The organism is Agrobacterium leguminum, from assembly GCF_015704895.1.
Lineage (GTDB): Bacteria > Pseudomonadota > Alphaproteobacteria > Rhizobiales > Rhizobiaceae > Agrobacterium > Agrobacterium leguminum.
This window is the reverse complement of the sequence record NZ_JADQWB010000002.1, coordinates 289,042-300,827: the sequence shown is the minus strand read 5'-3', so window position 1 is coordinate 300,827 and position 11,786 is coordinate 289,042. Positions and strand designations below refer to the sequence as shown.

The 11,786-nt window shown below is 59.5% G+C and carries 13 protein-coding genes; all 13 read left to right on the top strand.

Annotation, left to right across the window (positions count from 1 at the left end; translation table 11 throughout):
• Window positions 1-86: 86 nt before the first annotated feature.
• The 13 genes from trpS to I3J13_RS04305 all read left to right on the top strand — a co-directional run bounded on the left by trpS (window position 87) and on the right by I3J13_RS04305 (window position 11,628).
• Complete coding sequence (gene trpS, locus I3J13_RS04365; protein WP_003520067.1) at window positions 87-1,151, top strand: tryptophan--tRNA ligase; 1,065 nt, start codon at window positions 87-89, stop codon at window positions 1,149-1,151.
• 114 nt (window positions 1,152-1,265) lie between these two features.
• Window positions 1,266-1,757 (top strand): universal stress protein, encoded by a 492-nt coding sequence (locus tag I3J13_RS04360; RefSeq protein WP_003503758.1) that lies wholly within the window; start codon window positions 1,266-1,268, stop codon window positions 1,755-1,757.
• Window positions 1,758-1,902: 145 nt separating this feature from the next.
• Window positions 1,903-2,466 (top strand): NifU family protein, encoded by a 564-nt coding sequence (locus I3J13_RS04355; RefSeq protein ID WP_059759355.1) that lies wholly within the window; start codon window positions 1,903-1,905, stop codon window positions 2,464-2,466.
• A 19-nt stretch (window positions 2,467-2,485) separates the two neighbouring features.
• Window positions 2,486-3,154 carry a tRNA (adenosine(37)-N6)-threonylcarbamoyltransferase complex dimerization subunit type 1 TsaB gene (tsaB, locus tag I3J13_RS04350; RefSeq protein ID WP_196378092.1) on the top strand — a complete coding sequence of 223 codons (669 nt, stop codon included), beginning with the start codon at window positions 2,486-2,488 and terminating at the stop codon, window positions 3,152-3,154.
• 52 nt (window positions 3,155-3,206) lie between these two features.
• Window positions 3,207-3,701 carry a GNAT family N-acetyltransferase gene (locus tag I3J13_RS04345; protein ID WP_003520064.1) on the top strand — a complete coding sequence of 165 codons (495 nt, stop codon included), beginning with the start codon at window positions 3,207-3,209 and terminating at the stop codon, window positions 3,699-3,701.
• A gap of 64 nt (window positions 3,702-3,765) precedes the next feature.
• Window positions 3,766-4,194 (top strand): Fur family transcriptional regulator, encoded by a 429-nt coding sequence (locus tag I3J13_RS04340; RefSeq protein WP_003503749.1) that lies wholly within the window; start codon window positions 3,766-3,768, stop codon window positions 4,192-4,194.
• A 30-nt stretch (window positions 4,195-4,224) separates the two neighbouring features.
• On the top strand, window positions 4,225-5,019 hold the full coding sequence (olsA, locus tag I3J13_RS04335; RefSeq protein WP_059759361.1) for a lyso-ornithine lipid O-acyltransferase: 795 nt from the start codon (window positions 4,225-4,227) through the stop codon (window positions 5,017-5,019).
• A gap of 65 nt (window positions 5,020-5,084) precedes the next feature.
• A complete protein-coding gene (gene miaB / locus I3J13_RS04330; protein ID WP_196378091.1) occupies window positions 5,085-6,488 on the top strand; it encodes a tRNA (N6-isopentenyl adenosine(37)-C2)-methylthiotransferase MiaB in 1,404 nt (467 codons plus the stop codon).
• Between the two features lie 40 nt (window positions 6,489-6,528).
• Window positions 6,529-7,584, top strand: a complete 1,056-nt coding sequence (locus tag I3J13_RS04325; protein ID WP_078051331.1) for a PhoH family protein — start codon at window positions 6,529-6,531, stop codon at window positions 7,582-7,584.
• 10 nt (window positions 7,585-7,594) lie between these two features.
• Complete coding sequence (gene ybeY, locus I3J13_RS04320; RefSeq protein ID WP_149743885.1) at window positions 7,595-8,101, top strand: rRNA maturation RNase YbeY; 507 nt, start codon at window positions 7,595-7,597, stop codon at window positions 8,099-8,101.
• Window positions 8,102-8,116: 15 nt separating this feature from the next.
• A complete protein-coding gene (locus I3J13_RS04315) occupies window positions 8,117-9,262 on the top strand; it encodes a hemolysin family protein (RefSeq protein WP_020812443.1) in 1,146 nt (381 codons plus the stop codon).
• A 223-nt stretch (window positions 9,263-9,485) separates the two neighbouring features.
• A complete protein-coding gene (lnt, locus tag I3J13_RS04310; protein ID WP_196378090.1) occupies window positions 9,486-11,075 on the top strand; it encodes an apolipoprotein N-acyltransferase in 1,590 nt (529 codons plus the stop codon).
• 133 nt (window positions 11,076-11,208) lie between these two features.
• Window positions 11,209-11,628, top strand: coding sequence for a helix-turn-helix domain-containing protein (locus tag I3J13_RS04305; RefSeq protein WP_003520055.1), 420 nt, complete (start codon window positions 11,209-11,211; stop codon window positions 11,626-11,628).
• Window positions 11,629-11,786: the final 158 nt, after the last annotated feature.

Genomic DNA, 11,786 nt, shown 5'->3' with positions numbered 1-11,786 from the left:
TGATTGCTGGGGGCTGCGGGTGCATAAGCGCGCGTGCAATTCCAACCATGGGGCGGGGCCCTCCACAAGCCTTTTCGAGGACGACAATGAACGCATTCAAGCCGCTGGTTTTCTCGGGCGTCCAGCCGACCGGCAATCTGCATCTCGGCAATTATCTTGGCGCGATCCGCAAATTCGTGGCGCTGCAGGAAGATAACGACTGCATCTACTGCGTCGTCGACATGCATGCCATCACCGCCCAGCTCGTTCATACGGACTTGAAGGCGCAGACCCGCTCGATTGCGGCCGCCTTCATCGCCGCGGGCATCGATCCCGTAAAACATATCGTCTTCAACCAGTCTGCCGTGCCGCAGCATGCGGAATTGGCATGGGTGTTCAACTGCGTGGCGCGCATCGGCTGGATGGAGCGCATGACGCAGTTCAAGGACAAGTCCGGTAAGAACGCCGAGCAGGTCTCGCTCGGCCTGCTGGCCTATCCGAGCCTGATGGCCGCCGACATTCTCGTCTATCGCGCTACGCATGTTCCCGTCGGTGACGACCAGAAGCAGCATCTGGAACTTGCCCGCGATATCGCCCAGAAATTCAATATCGATTTCGGCGATCATATCCGCAAGGCGGGTCTCGGGCTCGATATCACAGTCGGCGATGAGCCGGTGCACGCCTATTTTCCGATGGTGGAGCCGCTGATCGGCGGTCCGGCGCCGCGCGTGATGTCGCTCAAGGACGGCACCAAGAAAATGTCGAAGTCCGATCCCTCCGATCTGTCGCGCATCAACCTGATGGATGATGTCGACGCGATCTCGAAGAAGATCAAGAAGGCGAAGACCGATCCGGACGCGCTGCCGAGCGAAGTGGAAGGCCTGAAGGGTCGCCCCGAGGCCGAAAACCTCGTCGGCATCTATGCCGCGCTTTCCGACAGGACCAAGGCTGATGTTCTTTCCGAATTCGGCGGACAGCAGTTCTCGGCCTTCAAGCCGGCCCTCGTCGAGCTTGCGGTCAATGTTCTGGCCCCCGTCAACAACGAGATGCGCCGCCTTCTCGATGATCCGACCCATATCGACGCCATCCTCAAACAGGGCGGCGAGCGGGCACGCACCATTGCCGAAAAGACGATGAACGAGGTGCGCGACATCATCGGCTTCCTGCGCTGACAGGTCGCTGCTGCGCGAATGCGGCGGGCGGTTTGCGCCTGCCGTGATTTGATATAATCTCCGCCCGAACCGTCGGGCGGTTTCTCGGATCACGGCGGATTGAGGGAGTGCGGAATGGTTTCAAAACGGCTGTCGCGTCTGGAAGGGCATCGTCGCAAATTTCTCGCTGTTATCGATGACACACCGGAATGCGAAAGGGCCGTGCACTATGCCGGTCGTCGCGCCAAGAACTCCAATGGCGGGCTGGTGCTGCTCTACATGATCCCGGAAGGCGATTTCCAGCAATGGCTGGGTGTCGAACAGATCATGCGGGCAGAGGCGCGTGAGGAGGCGGAAGCCACGCTTGCCAAGATCGCCCAGAAGGTGCGCGAGACCATCGGCATCGAGCCGGAAGCGGTGATCCGCGAAGGCAGCGCCACCGAGCAGATTCACGGGCTGATCGAGGAAGACCGCGATATAGCCATTCTGGTGCTCGCGGCTGGCTCGACGAAGGAAGGGCCGGGACCGCTTGTTTCCTCCATCGCCGGGCGAGGGGCGGCTTTCCCCATTCCTGTCACCGTGCTGCCGGATACATTGTCGGATGAGGAAATCGACGCTCTCTGCTGATCCGGGTCCCGGACAAGATTTAGGGGGCTGACGATTTCTTGAATGTAATTATCATGTCCGGGCTTGAAGTGAAGCTTCGCCGGGCGTATTTTTTGGAAAAGTTCTAAATTGCGGGGCGTGAACGGCGACCTCGAAGGAGAAGACGATGTTCATTCAGACGGAAGCCACGCCGAACCCGACGACGCTGAAGTTCCTGCCGGGCAAGGTGGTGCTGGAAAGCGGCACGGCAGAGTTTCTCAACCCGTCGCAGGCGCAGGCTTCGCCATTGGCGGAACGCCTCTTCACCATTCCGGGCGTGACCGGCGTTTATTTCGGGTTCGATTTCATCACCGTCACCAAGGACGGCGCGGAATGGCAGCATCTGAAGCCTGCCATTCTCGGCTCCATCATGGAACATTTCATGTCCGGCCGCCCGATCATGGGCACCGCGATTGCGGCCGAAGTGTCGGATGAGGAAGGCGAGTTCTTCGAAGAAGGTGACGAAACCATCGTCGCCACCATCAAGGAACTGCTGGAAACCCGCGTCCGCCCCGCCGTGGCGCAGGATGGCGGCGACATCACCTTCCGCGGTTTCCGCGATGGTACCGTGTTCCTGAACATGAAGGGCGCCTGCTCGGGTTGCCCATCCTCCACCGCCACGCTGAAGCATGGCGTTCAGAATCTGCTTCGCCATTTCGTGCCGGAAGTGCGCGAAGTCGAAGCGGTATAAAAGCGCAAGCCAGGCCATCATGATTGTTCTCGCACTCGACACCTCAGGTGTGGATTGTTCCGCCTGCGTTTATGACAGCGCCTCCGACAGGGTGCTCGGCGAGGTATGCGAAACGATTGGCAAGGGCCATGCCGAAAGGTTGATGGCGGTAATCGACGGTGCTCTGGAGCAGGCGCAACTCTCGCTCCAGAATGTCGGGCGCATCGCCGTGACCATCGGGCCGGGGTCTTTCACCGGTATCCGCGTCGGGGTCGCCGCCGCGCGCGGTTTTGCCCTGTCGCTCGGCGTTGAAGCCGTGGGCGTCACCACGCTTGAAACGCTGGCGCTTCATCATCTGCTCGAAAATCCCGGCCAGCCTGTGGCCGTCGGGCTGGATGCCAAACGCGGCGAAGCCTATCTCCAGACATTCGGTGCGGATGGATCGCCGCTGCGCGAAGCTGCACTTCTGTCTCTGGACGACGCCAAAACGGTCACTACTGGTTTCGATGGCGTTGTCATCGGTTCAGTCGCACCGCTTTTGGCGGGGTTGGAGGCGGGTTCGGGACCGGATCACTTCCCGATTGCCTCGGTCGCGCGCACTGCTGCGCGCAAGCCGGCTGGCCAGCCGAAACCCGCGCCGCTTTATCTGCGCGGGCCGGATGCCCGGCCACAGACTGGTTTTGCGCTGGCACGTCAGGGCGTTGCCTGATAGGGCATTCGTCAGCCTGTGCGAATGATTCCTGTGATGCCCGATTCCTGTTATGTTTGACGACTATCTGACCTGGAAGCCCTATTTCGAGATCGTGCCGATGCAGCATGAGGATTGCGCCGCGGTGGCGGAGTTGCATGCGCTGCGCTTTCCGCGCCCGTGGAACGACGGGGAGTTTTCCGGGCTGCTAACGCAAGGGGCTGTTTTCGGTGCTGTCGCACGCCAGACCAACGCCTTTTTCAGCAAGCCGCTCGGTGGTTTCGTGCTGGCGCGGGAAGTGGCGGGCGAAGCGGAAATCCTGACCGTTGCCGTGGCCGACAAGTTTGCACGCGCCGGTCTCGGCTGGCGTCTGATGCAGTCGGCCATCCGCGAGGCGATGATGCGCGGCGCCGAAACCATGTTTCTTGAGGTGGATAATAATAATGCCTCCGCGCTGGGGCTTTACAGGAAGCTAGGCTTCAAAACCGTCGCGGAACGCAAGGCCTATTACACCGCAAAGGATGGAACGAAGTCGACGGCGCTTGTCATGCGCCGCGATCTTCGCTAGTTCCCTGCGACAGGCATTTTTTCGGCGAAAGCCGCAAACCGGAATTCTCAAAAGGCCAGAAGACGTGACAGACCTTTCGAAAACGCTGGAGGAGCTTTGTGCCGAACGCGGCATGCGGATGACGGATCAACGCCGTGTCATCGCCCGCGTCCTTCAGGAGTCAGCCGACCATCCCGATGTCGAGGAGCTTTACCGCCGTTCCTCCGCCGTGGATCCGCGCATCTCGATTTCCACCGTCTACAGGACGGTGAAGCTGTTCGAGGATGCCGGCATCATCGAGCGTCACGATTTTCGCGACGGCCGTTCGCGCTATGAGACCGTGCCCGAGGAACATCACGATCACCTGATCGACCTGAAGAACGGCGTGGTCATCGAATTTCATTCGGCCGAGATCGAGGCCCTTCAGGAAAAGATCGCTAGGGAACACGGCTTCAAGCTCGTGGATCACCGGTTGGAACTTTACGGCGTGCCGTTGAAGCCCGGCGAACACTGAGACGCCGGTGAACAAGCGGGCCTTTCCATTATGATGTGGCTGCGGACAGCCTATATTGCGGTCGTTCTGCTGATCGTCACGCTTGTCTTGCTGCCGCTTCAACTGCTGGGCCTTGCCTTCGACTGGCGGCTTCGCCGTCGCATTCCGCGCCTCTGGCACCGCATCGCCTGCCATGTTCTCGGCATCCGTGTGCATGTGCATGGCGATGTGGAGCGCGCAAAGCCGCTGATGCTGGCGGTCAATCACGCCTCGTGGAAGGACATCCTCGTTTTGGGCAGCATTGCCGACGTGGTGTTCATCGCCAAGACGGAGGTGAGGGACTGGCCGGTGTTCGGCTGGCTTGCCCGGCTGCAGAAAAGCATCTTCGTTCAGCGTGAGCAGAAACGCAGCACCGGCGCGCAGGTGAGCGAGATCGCCAGCCGCATGGCCGATGGCGAGATCGTCGTTTTGTTTCCCGAAGGCACCACCTCGGACGGCAACCGCATGCTTGCCGTCAAATCCTCGCTATTCGGTGCGGCCTCCACCGCCGCTGAACAGGTTCCGGGCAAGCTGGTTTATGTACAGCCGGTGGCCATCGCCTATACTAGGGTGCAGGGCATGGCCATGGGGCGTTACCATCGTGTCATCGCCGCCTGGCCGGGCAGCATCACGCTCGTGCCGCATCTGCTCGGCATCATCAGGGCCGGCGCCATCGATGTCGATGTGACATTCGGTGACAGCGTTCCGTTTCACAGCACGGATAACCGCAAGCGCCTGGCGACCGATATCGCCGCCTCCATCCGCTCCATGCTGGCCTTCAGCCTGCGCGGCGGCTGGCGGAATTAGCGAGATCGTAGCTTTTCCGGCATTTTTCTGTTTAATCTGGCCGTGAAAAACACTAGATAGCCGCCATGACCCAGGAAACGCTTGGCCTTGACGCCCCACCCATGATCGCCCGCGAGGGTTCGAACAGCCGGAAGGTCTTCATCAAGACCTATGGCTGTCAGATGAACGTCTACGATTCCGTCCGTATGAGCGATGCGCTGGCGAGGGACGGTTACGTTCAGACGGAGGATATGGGCGAGGCGGATCTGGTGCTGCTGAACACCTGTCATATCCGCGAAAAGGCGGCTGAAAAGGTCTATTCGGCGCTTGGCCGCCTGCGCGACATGAAAAAATCGCGCGAAGAGCAGGGCCGCGAATTCATGATCGGCGTTGCCGGCTGCGTTGCGCAGGCGGAAGGCGAGGAAATCCTTCGCCGTGCGCCCGCCGTCGATGTCGTCATCGGCCCGCAGACCTACCATCGCCTGCCGGACGCCCTGAAGCGGGTGCGCGGCGGCGAGCGTGTCATCGAGACCGAATATGCGGTTGAGGACAAGTTCGAGCACCTGCCTGTCGCCGAAAAATCCACGCTGAGGACGCGCGGCGTTACCGCGTTTCTGACGGTGCAGGAAGGTTGCGACAAGTTCTGTACCTTCTGTGTGGTGCCCTATACGCGCGGTTCGGAAGTCTCCCGCCCCGTGCGCCAGATCGTCGATGAGGCGATGAAGCTCGTCGATGCCGGCGTGCGCGAAATCACACTGCTCGGCCAGAATGTGAATGCCTGGCAGGGCGAAGGTCCAAAGGGCGAGAAATGGGGTCTGGCCGAACTGCTTTACCGGCTGGCGGAAATTCCCGGCCTTGCACGGCTTCGCTACACCACCAGCCATCCGCGCGACATGGACGAGCGCCTGATCGGCGCGCATCGCGATCTGCGCCTCCTGATGCCCTATCTGCATCTGCCGGTGCAATCCGGTTCGGACCGCATTCTGAAAGCGATGAACCGTCGCCATACGGGAGAGGAATATATCCAGCTTATCGAAAAAATCCGCGCCGCCCGCCCTGATATTGCCATGTCGGGAGACTTTATTGTCGGTTTCCCCGGTGAGACGGATCGCGATTTCGAAGATACGATGGCGATGGTCGAGACGGTGAAATATGCGCAGGCCTTCTCCTTCAAATATTCCACCCGTCCCGGCACGCCGGGAGCCGATCTCACCGATCAGGTTGCGGAAGAGGTGAAGGCTGAGCGACTGGAAGGATTGCAGGCCCTGTTGCTGCGGCAGCAGAAGGAATTTGCGGAATCGCTGGTCGGAAAAACCATGGATGTGCTGCTGGAAAAGCCCGGCCGCATGCCTGAGCAGTTGATAGGTCGCTCTCCATGGCTGCAATCCGTGAATCTTGATGCAAAGACTTTGAAAATCGGTGACATTGTTAATGTACGAATCACCGCAACGGGTCCAAACAGCTTGTTTGCCGAGGTGGCAGGGAGTTAGAGTGAGGAGCCGACACTGATTGGGACAGGAGCCTGACCGCTTGAACGCACACGAATTGGTATCAAATTCATCGCGCCAGCCACGCCAAGCCGCGACCGACGCCAATCACTTCGTCCTCACGTTCGAGAATAACAGGATAGCGGGAGAGCTATTCGGTCAGTTCGATCAGAACCTGAAGCTTCTGGAACAGCGCCTCAATATCGACGCTCGCCCGCGCGGCAATTCCGTCGCCATCACCGGCGATGTCGTTGCCACCAATCAGGCCCGTCGGGCGCTGGATTTCCTTTATGAACGGCTGCTCAAGGGCGGAACCGCCGAGGTTTCCGACGTGGAAGGCGCGATCCGCATGGCCATGGCCGCAGACGACCAGCTGACCTTGCCGACGATGGAACGCAAGGCGAAGATTTCCATGGCGCAGATTTCCACCCGCAAGAAGACCATCGCTGCCCGCACGCCGACGCAGGACGTCTACATGCGGGCACTGGAGCAATCCGAACTGGTTTTTGGGGTTGGCCCCGCCGGTACCGGCAAGACCTATCTTGCCGTCGCTCATGCGGCGCAGCTTCTGGAACGTGGAGCGGTCGACCGCATCATCCTGTCGCGCCCCGCTGTCGAAGCGGGTGAGCGTCTGGGCTTCCTGCCGGGCGACATGAAGGAAAAGGTCGATCCTTATCTGCGCCCGCTTTATGACGCGCTTTATGACATGATGCCGGGTGACAAGGTGGAGCGCGCCATTCAGGCGGGCGTCATCGAAATCGCGCCGCTGGCCTTCATGCGCGGACGCACGCTGGCCAATGCCGCCGTCATTCTGGACGAAGCCCAGAATACCACGACCATGCAGATGAAGATGTTCCTGACCCGCCTTGGCGAGAACGGCCGCATGATCGTGACCGGCGACCCGAGCCAGGTGGATTTGCCGCGCGGCGTGAAATCCGGTCTTGTCGAGGCCCTGCAAATCCTCACCGATGTCGAAGGCGTGTCCGTCGTACGCTTCAAGGATGTCGATGTCGTTCGTCATCCGATGGTGGCGCGTATCGTCCGGGCTTACGAATCCCACACGGCCGTGCCGGATGAAAGCCTCGTGAAGGGCAGCTGACGTAAAGACAATGACAGCTCTGGATATTCAAATCAGCGTCGAGGCCGAAGGCTGGTCCTCGGAAGAGGACCTGCTTGCCTTTGCCACCAGGGTGCTGGATGCGGCGGTCGATTTCCTGAAGCGTGAAGAGGACCAACCCTTCCCGAAAATGCCGGTGGAACTGTCGCTGGTCTTCACCGACGACGAAAATATTCGCGAAATCAACGCTGAGTGGCGCGACAAGGACAAGGCAACCAATGTCCTGTCTTTCCCCGCTTTTCCGCTGGAGCCGGGCGGAATGCCGGGCCCCATGCTGGGCGATATCGTCATCGCGCGCGAGACGGTTGAACGCGAGGCCCTTGAACTTGAGAAGAGTTTCGGGGATCATCTGACCCATCTGCTCGTCCATGGGTTCCTGCATTTGTTCGGTTACGACCACATGGACGAGGAAGAAGCGGAAGAAATGGAGTCGCTTGAGACTCGCATTTTGGCGGTGCTTGGCCTATCTGATCCTTACGCGGGTCAGGAACCGCTTTAAATATTGTCTGGAGCCATGAACGAACATTCTGCACGACCTGCCAGTGAGGGCAGAGAAAACGGCGAGCAGTCCTCTTCGGAGGAGGGCAGTAGTCACTTACGTCAAGACTTCACTGCAAAGCCGAGATCGACGATTTGGTCGCGCATCGCGCGGTTGCTGAAACCGTCACAGGGCGAGCGCCTGCGCGAGGATTTGACCGACGCGCTGATGGACGACACCGAAATCGGTGCGGCCTTTTCGCCCGAAGAACGGGCGATGCTCAACAATATCCTGCGTTTCCGCGAGGTTCGGGTCGAAGATATCATGATCCCGCGTGTGGACATCGACGGTCTCGATGAGAATATGACGATCGGCGATGCGCTGATCCTCTTCGAGGAAACCGGGCGTTCCCGCATGCCGGTCTATGACGAGACGCTGGATAATCCGAAGGGCATGATCCACATTCGCGATCTGCTGGCCTATGTCGCCAAGCAGGCCCGTAACAAACGCCGGGCCGGTTCGCGAAGCGTCGCTTACGGTGAGGTGAAGGCGCCGCGTTCGCCGCGGCCGAATTTCGACCTGGCACGTGTCGATCTGGAGCAGACGGTCGCCGCTGCCGGACTGGTGCGCAAAATTCTTTTCGCACCGCCCTCCATGCTGGCCTCTGACCTTTTGAAGACGATGCAGGCCCAGAGAACCCAGCTTGCGCTGGTGATCGATGAATATGGCGGCACCGACGGTCTCGTCAGCCATGAGGATATCGTCGAGATGGTCGTGGGTGACATCGATGACGAGCACGACAAGGACGAGGCGATGTTCTCCCGTCTTTCCGCCGATGTGCTTGTCGCGGATGCACGCGCGGAACTCACCGAACTTGCCGAGGCGATCGGGCCGGAATTCGATGTGCGGGAACATCTGGAGGAAATCGATACGCTCGGCGGTCTCATCTTCTTCGCGCTCGGCCGCATTCCGGCCAAGGGCGAGGTGGTCCGGGCCGTGCCCGGTTTCGAGTTCCAGATCCTCGATGCGGATAGCAGGCGCATCAAGGGCGTTCGTATTGTCCGGGATCACGGCTCCGAAGGTGAGGATGATCGCGCTCCGGGCGAAGCGGGCGCCAATGAGGTGATTGCGCTGCCTGCGCCGGATGTTCGCCTTATCACGCACCAGCAGAACGCCGATTAAGAAAGGGCGACGGGGTTTTTCCCCGTCGCTTCCACCTTTCGACATATCAATCCGACAGGTATGAATGCCCGTGTTCGGTGTCGAAAAGAACACATGGCGCTTCGGTCGCCATGCCTCCTGTGGACTGCGAATCTTTTTTCCTTTACGTCGGGTCTGAGGGGAAATTCCGTGGCGCGGCCTTGTCGGCTGCGGGCTTTTTCGGACGCGCATAAACGGAGATGGCATGGAGCGTCTTGCAGGCAGGGTAATGCTGGCCGGCGGCATGAGCCGCGCAGTTATGGCGATTGCCGCAGGTGCGGTCGGGGCGCTCGCTTTGCCTCCATTCGGCTTTTTCGCGGCGCTGTTTTTGTCTTTCACTCTGCTTGTCTGGCTCGTGGATGGCTGCACCGGAAAACCGGGCGGCGGCCTCTTCAGCCGCATCCTGCCGGCCTTCGGCATCGGCTGGTGTTTCGGGCTCGGTTACTTCGTAGCGGGCCTGTGGTGGCTCGGCAATGCTCTCCTGCTGGAGGCTGATGAATTCGCTTGGGCGCTGCCGCTCGCCATTCTTGGTCTTCCCGCTTTTCTGGCGTTGTTTTACGGTTTTGCGGTTGCCGCAGCCAATCTCCTCTGGTCGGAGGGCCTCGGCCGTATCGCTGCACTTGCTGCCGCATTCGGCTTTTCGGAATGGCTGCGCAGCTTCCTGGCCACCGGCTTTCCCTGGAACGCCATCGGCTACGGCATCATGCCCATCCCGATCATGATGCAGTCGGCACATCTGCTTGGCCTTTTCAGTATAACGACGCTTGCGGTTTTCATCTTCGCCTCGCCCGCGCTGATAGGCACGAAAAAAGGCATGTGGCCGGGTCTCGTTGTGGCGGGCCTGCTGCTGGCCGGTCATTTCGGTTATGGCTTCTACCGTCTCCAGACGCCGGCGGAGGTGCCCGCAGACGCACTGACCGTTCGGATCGTGCAGCCGTCCATCGATCAGTCACGCAAGATGCTGAACGCGGACAGGGCGGAGATTTTTGGCGAGCATCTGCGGCTCTCTGCTCTGCCGCCCGGTGAAGGGAAAAAGCGCCCTGATATCATCGTCTGGCCGGAAACCTCCGTGCCGTTCATTCTGACGCAAAACCCGGATGCTCTGGCGGAAATCGCCAAAACGCTGGAGGATGGGCAGGTGCTGTTCACCGGCGCCGTCAGAATGGAAGATCAGGGGGCAGGCCGCCCGCCGCGTTATTACAATTCGGTCTATGCAATCGACAGCCAGGGCGAGATCATCGGCGCGACCGACAAGGTGCATCTGACCCCCTTTGGCGAATATGTTCCCTTTGAAGGTATCTTGCGGGAATTCGGCATCGACAATGTCATCGCTCTGCCGGGGGGCTTTTCCGCCGCTTCCTCGCGCACGCCGCTTACGCTTCCTTCGGGCAAGACCTTCTATCCTCTCATCTGTTACGAGATCATTTTCCCGGGCGAGATGACGCCGGGGCTGGCCGGATCGGCCGCCATCCTGAATGTGACCAATGATGGCTGGTTCGGCGACACGCCTGGCCCCTATCAGCATTTTCTGCAGGCGAGAGTCCGGGCCGTTGAGACAGGCGTGCCGGTGATTCGCGGTGCCAATACCGGAATTTCCGCCGTCATAGACCCCTATGGCCGCATTATTGCGGGGCTCGATTACGGTCGGGTGGGAATTGTTGACGCCACTTTGAGTGGTGGGTCAAACGACGCATTTACTTACGACACACATCGGACGTATTTCTGGTTGATTTTTTCTATCTTGATGATCGTTGCGGTATTTCCCGCCTTGAGTTTCGCTCGGCGCCAGAATTGACCAGGAACCCCTGTAATTGCATAGTGAATACGTCAGTCGTAAAACAAGTTTAGACGCTGTCGAATTGCCGACTCATTTCTTCGAATAGTAATGAAGCGAGATATCAACCCTTTCCGAGTGTCAGGACCGCATGATGACCGAGAATAAGAAAAAGCCTAACCCCATCGACATTCATGTCGGAAGCCGAATTCGCCTTCGCAGAACCATGCTCGGAATGAGCCAGGAGAAGCTGGGTGAAAGTCTCGGAATTACCTTTCAGCAAATCCAGAAATATGAAAAAGGCACGAACCGCGTTGGCGCCAGTCGCCTCCAGAATATTTCCGCGATCCTCAATGTGCCCGTTTCCTTTTTTTTCGAAGATGCACCCGGCGATCAGGCTGGCGGCACACCCGGCATGGCGGAGGCGTCGAGCTCCAATTACGTGGTCGACTTTCTGTCCTCGGCTGAAGGTCTGCAGCTGAACCGCGCCTTCGTGAAGATCGCCGATCCGAAGGTTCGCCGCCGTCTCGTCGATCTCGTCAAGGCGCTCGCCGCCGAGGGTGACGCCGAGTAAGCGCAGCCCGCGCGCGCAGAAAATTTCCGGCACGGGATGCCGGGCACTCAACGGTCCGCAAGGACCGTTTTTTTGTGCCCGATTAGAAAGGAATTCTCACATAAAGATATATTTATGTGGTTGTGTCCTTGTTTTTCACGGCCGAAATGACTAACAAA

What these genes read in the sequence shown, in the direction of transcription:
- trpS (WP_003520067.1), top strand. Translation starts at nt 87, where the DNA reads ATGAACGCATTCAAGCCGCTGGTTTTCTCGGGCGTCCAGCCGACCGGC.
- I3J13_RS04360 (WP_003503758.1), top strand. Translation starts at nt 1,266, where the DNA reads ATGGTTTCAAAACGGCTGTCGCGTCTGGAAGGGCATCGTCGCAAATTT.
- I3J13_RS04355 (WP_059759355.1), top strand. Translation starts at nt 1,903, where the DNA reads ATGTTCATTCAGACGGAAGCCACGCCGAACCCGACGACGCTGAAGTTC.
- tsaB (WP_196378092.1), top strand. Translation starts at nt 2,486, where the DNA reads ATGATTGTTCTCGCACTCGACACCTCAGGTGTGGATTGTTCCGCCTGC.
- I3J13_RS04345 (WP_003520064.1), top strand. Translation starts at nt 3,207, where the DNA reads ATGTTTGACGACTATCTGACCTGGAAGCCCTATTTCGAGATCGTGCCG.
- olsA (WP_059759361.1), top strand. Translation starts at nt 4,225, where the DNA reads ATGATGTGGCTGCGGACAGCCTATATTGCGGTCGTTCTGCTGATCGTC.
- miaB (WP_196378091.1), top strand. Translation starts at nt 5,085, where the DNA reads ATGACCCAGGAAACGCTTGGCCTTGACGCCCCACCCATGATCGCCCGC.
- ybeY (WP_149743885.1), top strand. Translation starts at nt 7,595, where the DNA reads ATGACAGCTCTGGATATTCAAATCAGCGTCGAGGCCGAAGGCTGGTCC.
- I3J13_RS04315 (WP_020812443.1), top strand. Translation starts at nt 8,117, where the DNA reads ATGAACGAACATTCTGCACGACCTGCCAGTGAGGGCAGAGAAAACGGC.
- lnt (WP_196378090.1), top strand. Translation starts at nt 9,486, where the DNA reads ATGGAGCGTCTTGCAGGCAGGGTAATGCTGGCCGGCGGCATGAGCCGC.
- I3J13_RS04305 (WP_003520055.1), top strand. Translation starts at nt 11,209, where the DNA reads ATGACCGAGAATAAGAAAAAGCCTAACCCCATCGACATTCATGTCGGA.